This is a genomic window from Pseudomonas peli (genome assembly GCF_900099645.1).
In the GTDB taxonomy this organism is placed as follows: Bacteria; Pseudomonadota; Gammaproteobacteria; order Pseudomonadales; family Pseudomonadaceae; genus Aquipseudomonas; species Aquipseudomonas peli.
The window spans coordinates 253426-273022 of record NZ_FMTL01000002.1 but is presented as its reverse complement, the minus strand read 5'-3'; the positions used below and the strand labels follow the sequence as shown (position 1 = coordinate 273022).

The following is a 19597-nucleotide window of genomic DNA, read 5'->3' as shown; positions in this document are numbered from 1 at the left end:
CACTCAACCGCGATTAGCCGCCGCGACGATCAACTGTTTCATCTCCACTACCGCCTGCTTAAAGCCAACAAACAGCGCGTGGGCTACCAGGGCGTGACCGATGTTCAGCTCATTAATGCCAGCAATAGCCGCCACCGGCTCAACGTTGTGATAGTGCAAGCCGTGGCCCGCATTAACGATCAGGCCATACTGCAGGCCACAGGCCACACCGTCACGAATCCGCGCCAGTTCGCGTGCGGCTTCTTCCGGGGTATGGGCATCGGCATAACGACCGGTGTGCAGCTCGATGGCCGGCGCGCCGACCCGCTTGGACGCCTCAATCTGCAGTGGGTCCGGGTCGATAAACAGCGAGACCTCGCAGCCAATCTTGCTTAGGCGTTCGACCGCTGCGCGAATCCGCGCTTCCTGCCCGGCAACATCCAAGCCGCCTTCGGTGGTCAGCTCCTGACGGGTTTCCGGTACCAGACAGACGTGTTCGGGACGGATGCTTTCGGCAAAAGCCAGCATTTCTTCGGTCACGCCCATCTCGAAGTTCATGCGCGTCTGCATGACTTCCTTAAGCAAGCGCACATCACGTTCTTGAATATGCCGGCGGTCTTCGCGCAGGTGCACGGTGATACCGTCGGCCCCCGCCTCTTCGGCGTCCAGCGCGGCCTTGACCGGGTCGGGATAACGGGTGCCACGGGCCTGACGCAGAGTGGCCACGTGGTCAATATTTACACCCAGCAGAATACGATTGGCATCAGTCACGGCTTGGCTCCTTGAGCGTCATAAACAGTTCGCGGCTGACCAGCGGTCGGCCGCCTAAATGGGGAGCTAGGGCCTGACGCATCAAGCGTTTGGCCGCAGCAAGAGCGCCTGGCACGGCCCAGTCAGCCTCGGCCATGGCGAGCAGTTCAACACCTTGAAAAGCACCGGGCTGCAATTGGCCAATCGGCACCAAACCAGCTTCAGTGTGCAGACGATACAGGCCGCTGGCGACAATGGGCTGACCTTCGCTGTCCAGATTCAAGGCGAAACCATAGCCCAGCTCGTCCAGCAGACGCCATTCAAACGAACGCAACAGCGGTTCCAGCGGGCGACCTTCTGCCAATGCCAACACCGTCATGGCGTAATGATCGAACACAGCGGGATGAGGGTCTTCGGCGGGTAACAGGCGAATCAGCAATTCATTGAGGTACAGGCCACTGAACAGCGCCTCACCCGTCAACAAATTGGGAATGCCCGCAGGCTCAAGACGCCCGACGTTCTTCAGCTCACCTCGCCCGCGAAACTCGGCGTCCAGCGGAATAAACGGCCGAGCCAAACTACCGGCTTTGCCCCGAGCGCCACGCAGTACTGCACGCAAGCGACCTTTGGGGGTGAGAAAGTCGACCAGCGCGCTGCTTTCGCGGTAAGCGCGGCTGTGCAGTACATAGGCAGGCTGACTGTCTGCAAGCATGGCCGGTGGTGACTCAACGTGACGGAACGCAGAAACGGGCGAATAGGTTCGCCCGCGCAACACTAGATGTTGTCGTAACCCAGAGAGCGCAGTGCGCGCTCGTCGTCCGACCAGCCACTTTTAACCTTGACCCACAGGTTAAGCATGATCTTGGAGTCGAACATAACCTCCATATCCTTGCGCGCTTCCTGGCCAATGCGCTTAATCCGCTCGCCTTTGTCGCCAATGATGATTTTTTTCTGACCATCACGCTCGACCAGAATCAACGCATGGATATGCAGGATGCGCCCGTCACGCTTGAATTCCTCGATTTCCACAGTGATTTGATACGGCAGTTCAGCGCCCAGCTGACGCATGATCTTCTCGCGCACCAACTCAGCAGCGAAGAAACGGCTGGAGCGGTCGGTGACCTGGTCTTCCGGGAAGAAGTGCACGCCTTCCGGCAAATGCTCGCCTACCAGTTTTTCCAGGGTGTCGAGGTTATGCCCATGCTGCGCCGAAACCGGCACGATTTCAGCCTTCGGCAACTGGGTGGCCAGCCACTCCAGATGCGGCATCAGCTCTGCCTTGTCCTCGATACGATCGGTCTTATTGATCGCCAGAATCACCGGGCCTTCGACGTACTGAATACGCTCCAAGACCATCTGGTCCTCATCGGTCCAGCGGGTGCGATCGACAACGAAGATCACCACGTCGACATCCTTCAGCGCCGACGAAGCATTCTTATTCATGTAGCGGTTGAGCGCTTTCTCGTTGTTCTTGTGCAGGCCGGGGGTGTCGACATAGATCGCCTGCACTTCACCCTCGGTTTTGATGCCGAGCATGTTGTGCCGCGTGGTCTGCGGCTTGCGCGAGGTGATTGCCAGCTTCTGCCCGAGAATGTGGTTGAGCAACGTCGACTTGCCCACGTTGGGCCGGCCGACGATGGCGACATAGCCACAGCGTGTAACAGGTGTATCAGTCATTGCCATTCTCCACACCCAAGGCGATCAGCGCGGCAGCAGCCGCTACCTGCTCAGCGATACGCCGACTGGCGCCCTGCCCCAGGGTTTTATCATTCAGTAAGGTTATCTGACATTCGACCACGAATGTCCGGCAGTGCGGCTCGCCCTGAATATCCACCACCTCGTAACGCGGCAACTCACAGCCGCGCGATTGCAAAAATTCCTGCAAGCGGGTTTTAGGATCCTTGTTGGTGTCGACCAAGGTCAGGCTATCCAACTCGGTGGTCAGCCAGGCCAGCACACGCTCACGGGCCGCTTCCATACCTGTATCCAGGTAGATAGCGCCAATTAGTGCTTCCAGGGCATCGGCAAGAATCGACTCGCGACGAAAACCGCCGCTCTTCAATTCGCCGGAACCTAAGCGCAGGTACTCACCCAAATCGAAACCACGCGCTAGGATGGCGAGGGTTTCGCCTTTAACTAGGCGCGCGCGCAAGCGCGAAAGCTGCCCTTCGCGCGCTAACGGGAAGCGCTGAAACAGCGCTTCACCCGCGACAAAGTTGAGGATCGCATCGCCGAGAAACTCCAGACGCTCGTTATTGCGCCCGGCGAAACTGCGATGGGTAAGGGCCAGGATCATCAGTTCCTGGTCCTTGAATGTATAGCCGAGCTGTCGCTCGAGACGGGCTAACGGCGCACTCACGGCATACGCACGCGGAATTCTTTATCAAATCGAACCACCAGATCGATATTCTCGATCAATGGCTCGCGCTGTTCATATTTCAGATGAACTTTGAAATCGTTATTTTCAACTTTGACTTTAATGGCATCTCTAATATTCAAGCTACGAATATTATTGACCTGCACACCCTTATCAACATGACTATAGAAATCACCAATCGTTCGTATCTGTAAAGACCTTTCAGTTTCAACCGACATAATAATTTTACTTATCGACATATAATCAAGGTAGTGAGGCAATATCTTGAATGCTGCGTTGGCCAAAAAGGCGACTACAGTGAGCACCATCAACCAACTAAGAATCGACATTCCCTTTTGCGAATGCGCAGATTTCATGTTTGTCCCCAAATTCGATTTTATGGAAGCCTTAACGGCTGGAGGCAAGACTATATATAGCCCGCAACGCTGCATTTAACAGCGTCGTAAATTAGCCAGCAGGTCAGTGAATCAGGCCGACGCGAGAGAAGTTGGGCAGGTTGCGCGACTTCGGGTCTGGCCAGCTCATCCAGATGGCAAACGCTTTACCGACGATATTTTGGTCCGGCACCATGCCCAGTAGCGGCTTGGGTATGGTCGGATCATTCCAGTAACGGCTGTCATTGGAGTTATCGCGGTTGTCCCCCATCATGAAGTAATGCCCTTGCGGCACCACCCACTCGCGACCCGGCTCAACGCGATAACGCTGCATTTCTTTACGAATCTGGTGCTCGGCCTTGCCCAGTTTTTCGTTGTACAACTTAGCACTGCCCAGGCTACCCGGCTCATCGCCAATCAACTGCTGCGCTACCAACTCACCATTGATAGTCAGACGTTTGTCGCTGCTGTAGGCAATGCGATCACCGGCCAACCCAACCACACGCTTGATGTAGTTGATGTTAGGGTCGCTCGGGTAACGAAATACCATCACATCGCCACGCTGCGGATGACCTACTTCAATGACCTTGGTGTCCAACACCGGCAGGCGAATACCATAAGCGAACTTGTTGACAAGGATGAAATCGCCCACTTCCAGAGTCGGCTTCATCGAGCCAGAAGGAATCTGGAACGGTTCAACCAGAAACGAACGCAGCACCAGCACGATGGCCAGCACCGGGAAGAACGACTTGCCGTATTCCACCAGTAAAGGCTCTTTGTTCAAGCGTTCCACTACCGCCTCATCAGGCTCACTGACCTGACCGTGGTAGGTGCTGATAGCGGCTCGCCGGCGCGGGGCCAGAAAGATCAGGTCAAACAACGCCAGCGCGCCACAAACGGCAACGGCGATAACCAGTAACAGCGGGAAATTGATCGACATAGGCCCTTAACTATCCAACCTGAGCACTGCAAGGAAGGCTTCCTGTGGAATTTCCACGTTACCCACTTGCTTCATGCGTTTCTTACCGGCCTTCTGCTTTTCGAGCAGCTTGCGTTTACGGCTGACGTCACCGCCGTAGCACTTGGCCAATACGTTTTTGCGCAGCGCCTTAACCGTGGTCCGCGCAACGATTTGCCCACCAATTGCAGCCTGAATGGCCACATCGAACATCTGCCGGGGGATCAGCTCTTTCATCTTTTCGGTCAACGCGCGACCTTTATAGTGGGCGTTGTCCTTGTGGACGATCAGGGCCAGGGCATCAACCTTGTCACCGTTAATCAGCACATCCAGCTTGACCAGGTTGGCCGACTGGTAGCGGTCGAAATGGTAGTCGAGCGAGGCATAACCGCGACTGGTGGATTTCAGACGGTCAAAGAAGTCGAGCACCACTTCGTTCATCGGCAGGTCATAGCGAACCTGAACCTGAGAACCAAGGAACTGCATATCGCGCTGCACACCGCGTTTTTCGATACACAGGGTAATCACATTACCCAGGTGCTCCTGCGGCACAAGAATGGTGGCTTGTACGATCGGCTCACGGAAGTCCTCGACCGAGGAGATATCCGGCAATTTAGACGGGTTATCGACGTAAATCGTCTCACCCGTTTTGAGCACCACTTCGAAAATCACACTCGGTGCAGTGGTGATCAGATCCAGGTCGTATTCGCGCTCAAGACGCTCCTGGATGATTTCCATGTGCAGCATGCCAAGGAAGCCACAACGGAAGCCAAAGCCCAGTGCATCTGAGCTTTCAGGTGAATATTGCAGTGACGAATCGTTCAGGGTCAGCTTCTGCAACGCATCCCGGAAATCTTCGAAATCGTCGGAACTGACCGGGAATAACCCGGCATAGACCTGCGGCTGAATACGTTTGAAACCAGGCAGTACTTCGACATTCGGCGTGGCGGCCAGGGTTAGGGTATCCCCCACCGGTGCGCCGTGAATATCCTTGATACTGGCGATAATAAAGCCCACCTCACCGGCTTTCAGGTCAGCGGTGGCGGTGTGCTTAGGGTTAAACACGCCAACGCTATCGACCAGGTGGATCTTGCCGGTGGACTTCACCAGCACTTTGTCACCTTTCTTGATTCGACCATGGCGAACGCGTACCAGGGAAACCACACCGAGGTAGTTATCGAACCAGGAGTCGATGATCAGCGCTTGCAATGGCGCCTCAATGTCACCGGTCGGTGCAGGGATCGTGTGCACCAGACGCTCGAGTACTTCATCAACACCCAAACCTGTTTTGGCACTGCAGGTCACGGCGTCAGTGGCATCAATGCCGATGATCTTCTCGATTTCTTCCTTGACCCGGTCCGGGTCAGCCTGAGGCAAGTCGATCTTATTCAGTACCGGCATGACCTCAAGGCCCTGCTCGATCGCGGTGTAACAGTTGGCGACTGACTGCGCTTCCACGCCCTGACCGGCATCGACCACCAGCAGCGCGCCTTCGCAAGCAGCCAGAGAGCGGCTGACTTCATAGGTGAAGTCGACATGCCCAGGGGTATCGATGAAGTTCAGCTGGTAGGTGATGCCGTCTTTAGCCTTGTAATACAGGGTAACGCTGTGTGCCTTGATGGTGATCCCGCGCTCACGCTCCAGATCCATGGAGTCCAGCACCTGGGCTTCCATTTCACGGTCGGCCAAGCCGCCACACATTTGGATAAACCGGTCGGCCAAGGTCGACTTGCCGTGGTCAATGTGGGCGATGATGGAGAAATTGCGGATATGACTCAAATCACTCACGGATCAACACTCAAAAAGGTCGCAGGCGACTGCCCGCCGAAAATAGCCGCCAAGTCTACCCGAATGCCACCTTGCACGTCATCAAGGCCACACGACTGTAGGATGTAAAAGGGCGACCGAAGTCGCCCTTTGTAACCTGCATGCCTGGTTAATCGGCCAATTTGAAGGTGATAAAGCTGGCGCGTCCCTGACGCAGCACACGCATCGACACCGAACGGTTCTTCGGCAGTGCCTGCGCCACCTCGGTAAACGTTTTGGCCGAATTAATAGCCTGATTGTTCAAGTGAGTAATTACATCCCCCGGACGCAAGCCAATCAGCGCCGCGGGCCCATCCTGGACCTCAGAAATCGCCACGCCACCTTTGAGGTCGAGGCTCTTCTGTTGCTCAGCAGTCAGCTCAACCACTTTGACACCCAAACGATTACTGCTGCGCTCAACACCAGGCTCAGCTGTACCCGCCAAGGCCTCACCGTCTTCAGGCAGCGCACCGATACTCAACTTCAGCTTCTTACGCGCACCATCGCGTACCACATCCAGCTCGGCACTGGTACCCGGTTTGAGCGCACCGACCAGATGCGGCAAGTCAGCAGACATAATGATCGGCTTACCGTCCAGACTGAGAATCACATCGCCGACCTGCAAGCCGCCTTTGGCAGCCGGCCCTTCTTCCAGCACCTGCGCCACCAGCGCACCAGCCGGTTTATCCAGGCCAAATGACTCAGCCAGATCCTTGTTAACTTCCTGAATCACCACACCCAGCCAGCCGCGACTGACCTTACCTTCAGCCTTCAGTTGATCGGCTACGTCCATCGCTACACTCATGGGGATGGCAAATGACAGCCCCATAAAGCCACCGGAGCGGGTGAAAATCTGTGAGTTGATGCCCACCACTTCACCGGCCAGGTTGAACAGTGGGCCGCCGGAGTTACCTGGATTGATCGCCACATCCGTCTGGATAAACGGCACATAGCTCTCGTTCGGCAGACTGCGGCCCTTGGCACTGACGATCCCGGCAGTTACCGAATGATCGAAGCCAAAGGGTGAACCGATAGCCAACACCCACTCTCCAACCTTTAACTCTTCCGACTTGCCCAACTTGACGGTTGGCAAGCCAGAGCCCTCAACCTTGAGAAGCGCAACATCGCTGCGCGGGTCGGTACCAACCAATTTTGCTTCCAGTTCACTGCGATCAGACAGGCGCACGATGATTTCATCGGCATCGGCGATCACATGGTTATTGGTCAGCACGTAGCCATCAGCGGAAATGATAAAGCCTGAGCCCAGCGACTGGGCTTCACGCTGGCGGCCACCGCCAGGCGCACGTGGCATCTGTGGAATATTACGCTCGAAAAACTCGCGAAACATCGGCGGCAGGCCTTCCAGATCAGGCACATTGAGCTGGCCACTGCCAGCCACCGCGCGATCCGGCATCTTCTGCCGGGTGCTGATATTGACTACCGCCGGTGATGCCTGCTCAACCAGCTCGGTGAAATCCGGCAGGCTCGCCTGAGCAAAAAACGCATGCCCCATCAGCAGCACAGCCAATAACGCGGTAAATGAAGATTTCAGACCAGGCTTCGACATATAACTCCCCATCAGGCCAGCAAAAGTCTTAGAACGCAGCGGCGGCACCACCAAGCAATGCACGCAACACCACAGGTTGCAACGCAGGATCACCGGCCGTAACACGGCTGCGCCAACGCACCGCACAACAAGCGAAGAGAAAACCGAACAGCGCACTGAGTATTACCCAAGGCTCGCTCCAGCCTGCCTGTTCAGCTAGCACAGCCGCGGCGAACAACCCGAGCAAAGGCAATAGATAAACCAGCAGTGAACCACGCACCAACAAGTCTTCGCGCACGCCAATAACCACCGCATCGCCAATATTCAGCTGCAGATCAGACAACGCACGCACATAACCACGACGACCACTTGCCCCAAGCTGCTCAAGCAAGCTCTGGCCACAACCGGCTTTAACGGAACAACTGGAGCAGGTGCTTTTGCGTACTGTTTCAACCCAGACAGCGCCGGGCTCAACAGCCACGACCCGCCCCTGCTCCTCAATCACTGCGCCACCTCGCCAAGCGAACGCATGGACAAGGCCACTCGCTCAGCGGTGCCCAGCGGAATTTCGCCAACCACGGTAACCATCACGTCACCATCACGGGTCTTCAATCGACGCGAAACAGCCACTGTAGGACCCAGCTGAGTACGTACATCCTCAACAGCCTCGCCGCGCAAGGGCTCCATAAACACGGAAAAACGCGCCAAACCATCGCCATACACCTGACAGGCCACGAGCTCATCGGATGCAGGACTGCGGCGCTGAGTGACCGAACTCAAGCTGAAGCCCGGCGGCAGCCAGTCAGAGCGCCACGCTTCAGCCGCCTGAGCCTGCACAGGACCCAAACGCACAGGGCGACACCCGGCACTGGGTTCAAGATTCGAGGGTACGGGGGCGTCCGTTTCTAGTTGAGTAAACTGGAGGCGCTCGAGCAACTGCCCCTTGTCATTCACCAGCAAGGATTTGAGCGGCAAACCCGTTTGCTGATCCAGGTGCAGCTCAATGCCATAGCGATGTTGGTCGCGCGGCACCAGTGCCAACACATCAGTCGCTCGCCCAGCCACACGGGACTTACCGAGCACACGCAACTCATACCACTCACTCAGCTGCTCGGCATTTAACGCCCGAGCGGGCCATAGTTGACTGTCGATCAGCTGGTCAGCCAACGCACCACTGGCGCACTGAACCTGGCCATCGACACGCACTACTTCTTGCGCGGAACCATCCAGCTGCAGCAATCGCTCACGCAGAGCAACGCCCTCACCAGCCTGATGCCAGATGCTGTGCGTCGAAAAGCTGCCATTGCGTTCATAGACAAAGGTGCCCTGAAAACTCAGAGTACGCTCAGCATCGGCCAAGCGCTGCAGCATCACAGAGCCTTCATCGGCAGCAGCCGGCAGAGCCAGCCAGCTGCCCAGCAACAAAACGCCAAAAGGAATAAAGCGCATGCGATTCCTTAACAACAGACCGTTAACGGCCTTCCAAACTGGCTGCGCGAGCATAAGGCAGCGCACCTTCACTGGTACTCATGGCAGCCTGCTGCGCATGCTGACGTAAGTAGGACGGCAAACGCTGCTCATGCCAACCCGGCTGACCTTGACCGACAGCGCTCGCTGCAGGGGGAGCTTGTTCATCAGAGGAATTAAACCCAGCCAGCATTGCCGGCCCACTGACCTGAGGAATGTTCAACACCGGCTGACTGGATTGCTGCGCCAACTGGGCACCGGTGATGTCGTCCTGGTTGTAAAAACGCACACCCGCAAGCACTGCCACGGTAACCGAAGCTGCAACGGCCAGGCGACCTACAGTGCGCCAAGAGCCGCGCTGTACTTGTTGCGCAACCGGAGCAACATCATCAGCCAGGGCCTCGGATACAGCAGCGGCAATATCCAGACGCGGCTCAAGCAGCTCTTTGTGCATGACCGCGCGAGCAAGCTGATAACGCGACCAGGTGGCGCGCAGCTCAGGTTCATCACTGGCTGCTAGTACGCGCCTTAGTTCAAGTTCATCCGCTTGGTTATCCATCACCGCGGACAGCGATTCCTGCAGGGTTTCACGACTCATGGCGGTTCCTCTCTTGGCTGACGCCGCTGTCTCAGGTTTCCTGCAGCAACGGCTGCAGGGATCGATCAATGGCTTCACGTGCTCGAAAAATTCGCGAGCGCACGGTGCCGACTGGACATTGCATGACGCTGGCAATGTCCTCATAACTCAGACCATCAAATTCACGCAAGGTTAGCGCTGTACGTAAATCTTCCGGCAACTGCTCAATACTGCGGTGTACGGTGGCTTCGATCTCATCGCGCAACAATGCGCGCTCCGGCGATTCGATGTCTTTGAGGGCATGGTCACCATCATAAAACTCGGCATCTTCAGCACTTACATCACTGTCTGGCGGGCGTCGACCACGCGACACCAGATGGTTCTTCGCCGTGTTGATAGCAATGCGATACAGCCATGTGTAGAACGCACTGTCGCCCCGAAAATTACCAAGGGCCCGGTATGCCTTTACGAAGGCCTCCTGCGCCACGTCCTGCGCCTCATGGGTGTCATGCACAAAACGCACGATCAACCCGAGAATCTTGTGCTGATACTTGAGCACTAATAGATCAAACGCCCGCTTGTCGCCACGCTGCACGCGCTCGACCAGCTGCTGATCATCTTCCTGGGTTAGCATGAAAACTCCTCATAGGGTCTGAAGGAGTGAAACGCCAACCCTTTACTCGGTCTGCCAAAGTAGACTTGGGTATTGCGCAAAAGTTCTCTCCTTCAAACAAGCTTCCTGCAGAACACTCAAAAGCCCTGCACGGAACAGCGCAGCAAAGGGGTTCCACTGCTGCGCTCGTAGTCTGGATCACCCGGCGGCAAGGCCAAAATCTCAGGCCCGTTACAAAGCCGTCCGACACAGGCGATTTCCCATGTAAATAACCGCCTATGGAACCCGAAATACTTAAAAAGTTCCCGAGTAACGCACTTGGTCATAAGCTGGCTATTGTGACGCTCACCCCCTCTATATACTAGAGCTCGCTTTTCGCGGAATTCGGACATGAGCCAACATTACCAACACGACGTTCTGGTTATCGGCAGCGGTGCCGCCGGCCTGACGCTGGCACTCACGCTGCCTGAGCACCTGCGCATTGCCGTACTGAGCAAGGGCAACCTGTCCAACGGCTCGACATACTGGGCGCAAGGCGGCGTAGCCGCGGTGCTGGATGATACCGACACCGTCGAGTCGCATGTCGAAGACACCCTCAATGCCGGAGGCGGCCTGTGCCGCGAAGACGCCGTGCGCTTTACCGTAGAGCACAGCCGCGAAGCCATCCAGTGGCTGATCGACCAAGGCGTACCCTTTACCCGCGACGACGAACACGCCCGCGAAGACGGCGGTTTCGAATTCCACTTGACCCGCGAAGGCGGCCACAGCCACCGACGCATCATCCATGCTGCCGACGCCACCGGCGCGGCGATCTTCAACACACTGCTGGAGCAGACCCGGCAGCGCAGCAACATCGAACTGCTGGAGCAACGTGTCGCCGTTGACCTGATCACTGAGCGCAAACTCGGCCTGGAAGGCCAGCGCTGCCTGGGCGCTTACGTGCTCAACCGCGCCAGCGGCGAGGTCGATACCTTCAGCGCACGCTTTGTGATTCTTGCCACGGGCGGTGCGGCCAAGGTGTATCTCTACACCAGCAACCCGGACGGCGCCTGCGGCGACGGTATTGCCATGGCCTGGCGCGCCGGCTGTCGGGTCGGCAACTTGGAATTCAATCAGTTCCACCCGACCTGCCTGTACCACCCCAAAGCCAAGAGTTTTCTGGTCACCGAAGCGCTGCGCGGTGAAGGCGCACTGCTCAAACTACCTAACGGCGAACGTTTTATGCCGCGCTTCGATGAGCGGGCCGAACTGGCGCCGCGGGATATCGTCGCCCGCGCAATCGACCACGAAATGAAGCGCCTGGGTATCGACTGCGTATTCCTCGACATCAGCCACAAACCGGCTGACTTTGTGAAATCGCACTTCCCTACCGTGTATGAGCGCTGCCTGGACTTCGGCATCGACATCACCAAAGAACCGATCCCTGTTGTACCGGCGGCGCACTACACCTGCGGCGGCGTACTGGTAGACCAAAGCGGCTGCACCGATATCCCCGGCTTGTACGCGATTGGCGAAACCAGCTTTACCGGCCTGCATGGGGCCAACCGTATGGCCAGCAATTCGCTGCTGGAATGCTTCGTCTACGCCCGCTCAGCGGCCGAGAACATTCTCGCCCAACTGGAGCACGTCAGCATGCCAAGCGCCCTTCCCGGCTGGGATGCTAGTCAGGTAACCGACTCAGACGAAGACGTTATCATTGCGCACAACTGGGATGAGCTGCGGCGTTTTATGTGGGACTACGTCGGCATCGTGCGCACCAACAAGCGCCTGCAAAGGGCCGAACACCGCGTACGGCTGCTGCTTGATGAAATTCACGAGTTCTACAGCAACTACAAAGTCAGCCGTGACCTCATCGAACTGCGTAACTTGGCGCAAGTTGCCGAACTGATGATCCGCTCAGCCATGCTGCGCCATGAAAGCCGAGGCCTGCACTACACCCTGGACTACCCGCATCAACTGACTGAAGCCAAGGACACTATTCTGCTACCGCCCACCTATGGCGACTGAATTTAAGCCGCACCCTTAAGCGGCGGTGCTGATCCCGCGCCAGACTGTCGCGGGCGATGCAAACCGAGCGCACCTTGCGCTGCCCGACCAGACGAAAGCGCAACAACACAATCAACGGTAACGCCAGGCTATCCGGATGCAGCTCAATAGCCTGCCAACCCTGCGCCATGCAGTGCACCTGCCAACCCTCAGCCGTGTAACGCAGCCCTCGAAAGGCCTGCGGCACACTCAACAGCAAATGCCTTGGCACTACCCAGGCAGCGTGGGCGAAACAGAAACTCACGCCGAGCAAGCGCCCCCAACTTGGCATATCCACCAGCGCCAGACTGAGCAGCGCCAACCCCTGAATCAGGGCATAGCAGGCCAGTAGCTGCCGAGAAGGCTGCCACTGACACTCGAAGGCATCACTTGGGCTGAACACGGTCCAAAATCATCCGAACCATGAGCTTGAGATCCGCATCTTCAGGCTCGCTGCGCTGCATAAACCAGCCAAACATATCCTGGTCCTCACACTCGAGCAGCTTGCGATAACGCTCGCGATCAGCCTCATCAAGGTGCGGATAGACCTCGCGAACAAACGGCACCAGCAACACATCCAGCTCCAGCATGCCGCGACGGCTGTGCCAGAAAAGACGATTGAGCTCTACTTCTTCAACCACGGATCAGCTCCTTGAAAATGGCTAAACACCATTTTTAGCGTCGCACAGCGACGACCCCGAAGGGTGGCCGCCATACATGACATGCAACAAATTACGGCATGCAGTATACGAGGAAATGCACATCTATTGACCGTACGCGGCCAGCCGGCTGTTATTCCCTGAAACGAGTCAAGCGCAAGCGCTGACAAGGCGCGAGGGGCGCTCTATGATGAGCCCCCTAACTTTTATCCAGCGATACCTAATCCACCATGGCCGATACCGCGTTTTATTGCATCCTCAGCCACGAAGGCGTCCTCGCCGTGCGCGGCCCCGACGCCAACAAGTTCCTCCAGGGTCAAGTCACCTGCAACCTCAACTACCTGAGCGACAGCTATTCCAGCCTAGGCGCGCGCTGCACCCCCAAGGGCCGCATGCAATCGAGCTTTCGCATCCTCAGCGTGAGTGACGGTTATTTGCTGGCAATGGCCAGTGATTTGCTGGATGCGCAACTGACTGACCTGAAGAAATACGCCGTTTTCAGCAAATCCAAGCTCACCGACGAAAGCCAGGACTGGCTGCGCATCGGCCTGAACGGTGCCGATGACATCCTGCGCAGCCTCGGTTTAGAGCTCGCAACGACCGCCGACAGCGTCGCTCGTCGCGATGATTTACTGGCCCTGCGCTTGAGCGACGGCCGCGCTGAACTGTGGATACCCGCTGCCCAGGCCACAGCCGTGCAGGCACAAGTGGCCAGCCAACTGCCGGAAGCGCCACTGAATGATTGGCTGCTGGCGCAAGTCCGTGCGGGCATCGGCCAGGTCGTGGGTAGCACCCGCGAGCTGTTTATCCCACAGATGATCAACCTGCAGGCCGTAGGCGGCGTCAGCTTCAAAAAAGGCTGCTACACCGGCCAGGAAATCGTCGCGCGCATGCAGTACCTGGGCAAACTCAAGCGCCGCCTGTATCGCCTGGCGCTGTATGACAGTCAGGTGCCCGAGCCCGCTACGCTGCTGTTCTCACCAACGCACACCTCCAGCGTGGGAGAAGTGGTACTGGCCGCACGCACCCCAGACGGCGTCGAGTTGCTTGCCGTGTTACAGGACGAAGCCGCACTGAATGGCGTTATTCACCTGGGTTCTGCTGAGGGCCGCACGCTGAGCGTGCTCGATTTGCCGTATACACTGGATTCAGACCGCGAAATACAGCGCTAAGCCCTGACTACACTTATCACTATTGCTTGAACGCCAAAGAGAATTGCCCATGAGCAAGCTTGCCGAGAAAGTCCAAAAGGAACTGACCCAGGCCATCGACAATGATGAGCTGGTCCTGCCGACTCTGCCGGAGGTCGCACTGAAAGTCCGCGAGGCAGCCGAAGATCCGGATATCAGCATCCCGCAACTGAGCAAAGTGATTGGTAACGATGCCGCCCTGACCGCGCGCATCATCAAAGTGGTGAACAGCCCGTTGCTGCGCACCAACAAGGAAATCACCGACCTGCAGATGGCCGTCGGCCGCCTTGGCATCAATTACACCTGCAACCTGGCCACGGGCCTAGCCATGGAACAGATGTTCCAGGCCACCAGCGATGTGGTTGACCGCAAAATGCGCGAAGTGTGGAACAAAAGCACGGAAATCGCCGGTATCTGCCACGTGCTGTGCAAACACTACACGCGCCTACTGCCCGACCAGGCCACCCTCGCCGGCCTGGTGCATCAGATCGGTGTGCTGCCGATCCTCACGTACGCCGAAGATCACAGCGAGCTACTGGCTGACTCGATCAGCCTCAACCACGTGATTGAGCAGATCCACCCAATCATCGGCGACAAGATCCTGCGCACCTGGGACTTTCCTGAACTGATTGCCATGGTACCCAGCCAATACTTGGACTTCACCCGTGACAGTGCCAAAGTCGACTATGTCGATATCGTCCAGGTCGCTACCTTGCAGAGTTACATTGGCAGCGAACATCCCTACACCAAACTGGACTGGAGCCAGATCCCGGCGTTCGCCAAACTGGGCCTTGATCCAAACCAGAACCTGAACGAAGACGAAGACCTTTCCGCCGCCATGGAAGCGGCCATGAGCATGCTTCAGTAACCTCCCTGCAAACGCATGCAACCGAATGCAACTAGACTGAACGCAGTCCCCGTATTTGGCATTCGGTTCATGCGCCTACTGCTGCTACCCCTTCTATTCAGCTTGTTCTGCGGCAGCCTGACTGCCGCGGAATCTGTGCGCCTGACCAACGGTGAATGGCCGCCTTATCTGGGAGAACAGCTGCCGCATAAGGGCGTCGCATCACGCATCGTCGCCGAAGCCTTTGCCCTGCAGGGAGTTGAGGTGACCTGGGAATTCCACCCCTGGGCACGCTCGCTGCAACTGGCCGAGCGCGGCAAACGCGATGGCAGCGCGGTCTGGCTGCACAGCAGTGAGCGTGAAGAAAAGTTCTTTATCAGCGACCCGGTGGTGGAAAGCGGTTACTACCTGTTCCACCGCAAGGGCTACAGCTTTGACTGGCAACAGATTGGCGACCTGCAAGGTCGACGCCTGGTCGGCACCCGCGGCTATGACTATGGCGCGGCCTTTCAGCAGGCCGAAGCCAGCGGACAATTGCGGGTCAATCGAGTGACCAGTGATGAAACCGCCTTTCGCCAACTGATTGCCGGCCGCGTCGATCTGTTTCCAATGGACAAGGTGGTCGGCTTCGACATGCTGCATCAGCACTTCAGCGCAGCCGAGCGCGCACAACTGAGCTTTCACCCCAAGCCCCTACGCAGCGACAGCCTGCACCTGCTGCTCTCGCGGGAAGTACCCGGCAATGCCGAGCTGATCGCCCGCTTCAACCAAGGCCTGGCACAACTGCGCGAAAGCGGCAAGGTTACCCAGTACCTGCTGGAAATTCAGCAGCCACTCAGCCTCGCTCCTTGAGTCAGACGTCTACGCCGGCAAATTCGACGCGCACCAACAAACCGTGCGGCTGCGCCTGGTGCAGGCTGATCTCAGCCTGATGCGCCCGGCAAATCTCACCGACAATCGCCAAACCCAAGCCGGCCCCAGAGCCCTTGTTACTGCGCCTATAGAAGCGCGCAAACACCCGCTCATGCTCTTCTGGCGGAATTCCAGGGCCGTCGTCTTCGACCTCCAGCACCCCAGTCGGCAATACCCGCAGGATCACATTGCCGCCGGCAGCGGTATGCGCCAAGGCGTTATCCAGCAGGTTGCACAGCAACTCGTTGAGCAGCGTCGGCTCGCCACTGACCCATACCGCCTGCTCTGCCTCCAGTGCCAGCGCAATCCCTCGTGCATGGGCCAGTGGTGCCAGCGCCATGCCCAGTTCACGCGCCAGCTGGCTGAGATCTATACGCTGCGCGCCGCCTTCAGCAATGGCCCGTGCACCGCTTTCGATACGTGCTAGCGAAAGCAGCTGATTGGCCAGATGGGTCAGTTTGTCGGTGTTCAGCGCGGCCTCTTCCAGCGTGCTGCGCCAGATCGAAGGCTCCTGCGCGCGCAGTCCTAACTCAACCCGCGCCTTGAGCGCGGCCAAGGGCGTGCGCAGCTCGTGGGAGGCATCGGCAATAAATTGTGACTGGCGCTCGAACAGGTTGCGCAGCCGGTCATTGAACTGGTTCAGCGCATCGATCAATGGGCGCAGTTCACGTGGCATGCCGAGATTCGACAGCGGCTGCAGATCATCACTGGTGCGCGCCGCCACACTGCGGCGCAAGGCTTCCAGAGGGCGCAGCGCAGCGCTTACCGCCAGCCACACCAACAGCAACGCACTCAGCGACAGCACGCCCATGCGCAGCAAGGTGCCGAGCAACAGCTCGCGGGCCATGCGCTCACGCGCACCCTGGGTTTCCGCCACACGGATTTCCGCCACGCCGTTAAGGCCCGGCTCACTGACCGGCTGCAGCAGGCTGACCACTCGCACACCCTGCTCACGAAACTCGGCATCGTAGAAACGCGCCAACGCCGGATAATCCTCTGTGCGTTTGATATGGGCCGGCGGCGGCGGCAGGTCTTCATAACCCGATACCAGCGCACCCTGCACGTCTAATACCTGGTAGTAGATGCGCCCAGCACTGTCATAGGCAAAGGTGTCCAGTGCCACATACGGCACGTTGGCATTCAAGCGCTCGGCTGTGGTGTACAAGCCGTCGGCAACCGCCCGCGCCGAAGCCAGCAAGGTGCGGTCGTAGGCAGTATCGGCGGCATGCCGAGCGCTCCAGTAAGCGCTTAGACTGCTGACTAGCAGAATCAACGCCAGCAACACCGCCAAGCGGCGGATCAGCCGTCCGCGCAGGCTGCCCGGTTCGTGGTTTTCAAGCGGGTGATGCTCAGTCACCAACAGCCTCCAACAAATAGCCCAGCCCACGGAAGGTGACGATGCGCACCCCGCTCCCTTCGAGCTTTTTGCGCAGGCGATGGACGTAAATTTCAATGGCGTCACTGCTGGCCTCTTCATCCAGACCAAACACCTGAGCGGCCAACTGCTCCTTGCTCATCACCCGCCCAGGCCGGGCAATCATCGCCTCCAGCACCGCCTGTTCGCGGGAGGTCAGGGTCAGCAGAGCATCGGCAAGGGTAAAGCGCCGGGTATCCAGGTCATACAGCAGGCTGCCGCAACGTTGCTGGCGCTCGCCACCGAGCACAGTACGGCGCAGCAGTGCCTTGACCCGTGCTTCCAGCTCACTCACTTCAAAGGGTTTGGCCAGGTAATCATCGGCACCCAGATTAAGACCATGAACGCGATCCTTCACCTCACCACGGGCGGTGAGCATCAGCACTGGCAGGGTATTACCACGCTCACGCAGACGCGCCAGCACCTGAAAACCGTCCAGGCGTGGCAGGCCGATATCAAGAATCGCCAGGGCATAATCCTCGCTGCTCAGGGCAAGATCGGCCGCCACACCGTCATGCAGCATATCCACATTAAGCCCGATGCCACGCAGGGCCTGGGCCACGCTTTCAGCCAGGGGCAGATGGTCCTCAACCAGTAGGACTCGCACGGTAATAGCACTCCACGAACTTGTTGTTATGCGCCCAGTGTAACGGCGCAGAGGCCGCTGCGAATGCCCCAACGACTTTCTTTCAAACTGAAAGCTTGGTGAAAGCTTGACCCCCTAGCATCGGTTTCAGGTGGCTCGATCCACCGACCTGAACGACTGACGCAGTGGTGCGCAGCCGTGACAAAAACAATAATGGAGACCACAGGATGCCGACTGCATCTCATCAGGCGCTTGCGCCTGCTCACCTGCTCAGCCTAGCAATCGCTACCGCCATGCTTGCCCCCGCTGCACACGCCGATTTTGTGGCTGACAGCAAAGCCAGCCTGACCACCACCAATATCTACCTCAACCGTGATTTCCGCGAAGGCACCAGCAGCCAGCAGAACAAGCGTGAAGAGTGGGGCCAAGGTTTCTGGCTCGACGTCCAGTCCGGCTACACCGAAGGCACCGTGGGCTTTGGCCTTGATGCACTGGGTGTGGTTGGGGTCAAACTGGATTCCGGCGGCGGCCGCACCGGCACCGACCTGCTCCCCGTACAAGACGATGGCGGCACCCCGGACCAATTCGGTCGCCTGGGCCTGACAGCCAAGGTCAAGGTCTCCAATACCGAACTGCGCTACGGCTCGCACGTGCCAGAGTTGCCTGTGGTCAAGGCCAGCGACAGCCGCCTGCTACCGCAGGTGTTCGAAGGCGGCCTACTGACCTCCAGCGAACTCGACGGCCTGACCTTTACCGGCGGGCGCCTGGATAAAGTCATCGACCGCGCCTCGACCAACTCCGAAGAGCTGATCCTCAATAGCAAGAACCGCCGCTTCGCCGCAGGTATCACGGCGGATCATCTGGACCTGATGGGCTTCGATTATGAGTTCGCCAAAGGCCTGACCGGGCGTTATTACTTCGCCGACCTCGACGACATCTACCGCCAGCACTTCTTCGGCCTGCTCGCCAGCCAACCGCTGGGCAGCGGCACCCTCAGCGCTGATGTACGCATGATGCTGAGCAAGGACAGCGGCGCCTCCAATGCCGGCAAGATCGACAACCGCGCCTTCAACGCCATGCTCACCTATGGCATCAACGGTCACAAACTGGGCCTGGGCTTTCAGGACATGAGCGGCGACACCGGTTATGCCTACATCGATGGCAGCGACCCGTTCCTGGTCAACTTCGTACAGATCAACGACTTCGCCAACGCCGACGAGCGCTCCTGGCAGGCCCGTTACGACTACGACTTCGGCAAGCTCGGCGTCCCCGGCCTGAGCTTTATGACCCGCTACATCAAAGGCAGCGACGCGCAAATCGCCGGCACTGATGACACCGGCGGCGAGTGGGAACGCAACATCGAGGTCAAGTACGTGGTGCAGAGCGGGCCACTGAAAGATGTCTACGTGCGCCTGCGTAACGCCAGCTTCAAATCCGACTTCGCCCGCGATGCGGACGAGAACCGCGTCATCGTCGGCTACACGCTGCCGATCTGGTAATCCACAATAAGAGAACAG

Annotated in this window: 21 protein-coding genes; 5 read left to right on the top strand and 16 right to left on the bottom strand. The window is 58.0% G+C overall.

The features are described from left to right. Positions 1–3: 3 nt before the first annotated feature. The 12 genes from pdxJ to rpoE all read right to left on the bottom strand — a co-directional run bounded on the left by pdxJ (position 4) and on the right by rpoE (position 10468). Positions 4–750 carry a pyridoxine 5'-phosphate synthase gene (gene pdxJ, locus BLO50_RS10010; protein WP_090252031.1) on the bottom strand — a complete coding sequence of 249 codons (747 nt, stop codon included), beginning with the start codon at positions 748–750 and terminating at the stop codon, positions 4–6. Continuing rightward, complete coding sequence (gene recO / locus BLO50_RS10005; RefSeq protein ID WP_090252028.1) at positions 743–1441, bottom strand: DNA repair protein RecO; 699 nt, start codon at positions 1439–1441, stop codon at positions 743–745. The genes pdxJ and recO overlap by 8 nt, the downstream gene beginning before the upstream one ends. A gap of 62 nt (positions 1442–1503) precedes the next feature. Further along, the gene (gene era, locus BLO50_RS10000; protein ID WP_090252025.1) at positions 1504–2406 is read right to left on the bottom strand and encodes a GTPase Era; all 903 of its coding nucleotides are present in this window, start codon (positions 2404–2406) and stop codon (positions 1504–1506) included. Then, positions 2399–3088: a ribonuclease III gene (gene rnc / locus BLO50_RS09995; protein ID WP_090252023.1), complete on the bottom strand. Its 690-nt coding sequence runs from the start codon at positions 3086–3088 to the stop codon at positions 2399–2401. The genes era and rnc overlap by 8 nt, the downstream gene beginning before the upstream one ends. Further along, a complete protein-coding gene (locus tag BLO50_RS09990; RefSeq protein WP_090252020.1) occupies positions 3085–3462 on the bottom strand; it encodes a DUF4845 domain-containing protein in 378 nt (125 codons plus the stop codon). Before BLO50_RS09990 ends, rnc begins: the two co-directional genes overlap by 4 nt. Positions 3463–3565: 103 nt before the next feature. Further along, positions 3566–4420, bottom strand: coding sequence for a signal peptidase I (gene lepB, locus BLO50_RS09985; protein ID WP_090252018.1), 855 nt, complete (start codon positions 4418–4420; stop codon positions 3566–3568). A gap of 6 nt (positions 4421–4426) precedes the next feature. After that, entirely contained in the window at positions 4427–6226 is a 1800-nt protein-coding gene (gene lepA, locus BLO50_RS09980; protein WP_090252015.1) for a translation elongation factor 4, read from the bottom strand. Positions 6227–6374: 148 nt separating this feature from the next. Next, positions 6375–7757 (bottom strand): DegQ family serine endoprotease, encoded by a 1383-nt coding sequence (locus BLO50_RS09975; RefSeq protein ID WP_420875463.1) that lies wholly within the window; start codon positions 7755–7757, stop codon positions 6375–6377. Between the two features lie 82 nt (positions 7758–7839). Then, the gene (locus tag BLO50_RS09970; RefSeq protein WP_090252011.1) at positions 7840–8295 is read right to left on the bottom strand and encodes a SoxR reducing system RseC family protein; all 456 of its coding nucleotides are present in this window, start codon (positions 8293–8295) and stop codon (positions 7840–7842) included. Further along, on the bottom strand, positions 8292–9239 hold the full coding sequence (locus tag BLO50_RS09965; RefSeq protein ID WP_090252008.1) for a MucB/RseB C-terminal domain-containing protein: 948 nt from the start codon (positions 9237–9239) through the stop codon (positions 8292–8294). Before BLO50_RS09965 ends, BLO50_RS09970 begins: the two co-directional genes overlap by 4 nt. Positions 9240–9261: 22 nt before the next feature. After that, complete coding sequence (locus BLO50_RS09960) at positions 9262–9855, bottom strand: sigma-E factor negative regulatory protein (protein ID WP_090252005.1); 594 nt, start codon at positions 9853–9855, stop codon at positions 9262–9264. 31 nt (positions 9856–9886) lie between these two features. Further along, a complete protein-coding gene (gene rpoE / locus BLO50_RS09955) occupies positions 9887–10468 on the bottom strand; it encodes an RNA polymerase sigma factor RpoE/AlgU (protein WP_090252003.1) in 582 nt (193 codons plus the stop codon). A gap of 369 nt (positions 10469–10837) precedes the next feature. Between rpoE and nadB the strand changes: the two genes are divergently transcribed. Next, positions 10838–12454, top strand: coding sequence for an L-aspartate oxidase (gene nadB / locus BLO50_RS09950; RefSeq protein WP_090252000.1), 1617 nt, complete (start codon positions 10838–10840; stop codon positions 12452–12454). Here the strand turns inward: nadB and BLO50_RS09945 are convergent. Together BLO50_RS09945 and BLO50_RS09940 are read right to left on the bottom strand one after the other, a co-directional pair. Further along, positions 12423–12875: a protein YgfX gene (locus BLO50_RS09945; RefSeq protein WP_090251997.1), complete on the bottom strand. Its 453-nt coding sequence runs from the start codon at positions 12873–12875 to the stop codon at positions 12423–12425. The genes nadB and BLO50_RS09945 overlap by 32 nt on opposite strands. Beyond that, positions 12859–13113 carry an FAD assembly factor SdhE gene (locus tag BLO50_RS09940; RefSeq protein WP_090251995.1) on the bottom strand — a complete coding sequence of 85 codons (255 nt, stop codon included), beginning with the start codon at positions 13111–13113 and terminating at the stop codon, positions 12859–12861. The genes BLO50_RS09945 and BLO50_RS09940 overlap by 17 nt, the downstream gene beginning before the upstream one ends. Before the next feature lie 248 nt (positions 13114–13361). Here BLO50_RS09940 and ygfZ point away from each other — a divergent pair, with 248 nt between their 5' ends. From ygfZ to BLO50_RS09925, 3 genes are all read left to right on the top strand, one after another. Beyond that, a complete protein-coding gene (ygfZ, locus tag BLO50_RS09935; RefSeq protein WP_090251992.1) occupies positions 13362–14303 on the top strand; it encodes a CAF17-like 4Fe-4S cluster assembly/insertion protein YgfZ in 942 nt (313 codons plus the stop codon). 49 nt (positions 14304–14352) lie between these two features. Further along, the gene (locus BLO50_RS09930; RefSeq protein ID WP_090251989.1) at positions 14353–15189 is read left to right on the top strand and encodes an HDOD domain-containing protein; all 837 of its coding nucleotides are present in this window, start codon (positions 14353–14355) and stop codon (positions 15187–15189) included. 69 nt (positions 15190–15258) lie between these two features. After that, the gene (locus tag BLO50_RS09925; protein WP_090251986.1) at positions 15259–16020 is read left to right on the top strand and encodes a substrate-binding periplasmic protein; all 762 of its coding nucleotides are present in this window, start codon (positions 15259–15261) and stop codon (positions 16018–16020) included. 1 nt (position 16021) lies between these two features. Here BLO50_RS09925 and BLO50_RS09920 read toward each other — a convergent pair whose 3' ends face one another. Together BLO50_RS09920 and BLO50_RS09915 are read right to left on the bottom strand one after the other, a co-directional pair. Next, complete coding sequence (locus BLO50_RS09920) at positions 16022–17437, bottom strand: sensor histidine kinase (protein ID WP_090251983.1); 1416 nt, start codon at positions 17435–17437, stop codon at positions 16022–16024. After that, positions 17430–18101, bottom strand: a complete 672-nt coding sequence (locus BLO50_RS09915; RefSeq protein WP_090251980.1) for a response regulator — start codon at positions 18099–18101, stop codon at positions 17430–17432. The genes BLO50_RS09920 and BLO50_RS09915 overlap by 8 nt, the downstream gene beginning before the upstream one ends. A gap of 206 nt (positions 18102–18307) precedes the next feature. On the opposite strand from BLO50_RS09915, the gene BLO50_RS09910 reads away from it, so the two are divergent. After that, positions 18308–19579, top strand: a complete 1272-nt coding sequence (locus tag BLO50_RS09910) for an OprD family porin (protein ID WP_090251977.1) — start codon at positions 18308–18310, stop codon at positions 19577–19579. The last annotated feature ends 18 nt before the right edge of the window (positions 19580–19597 follow it).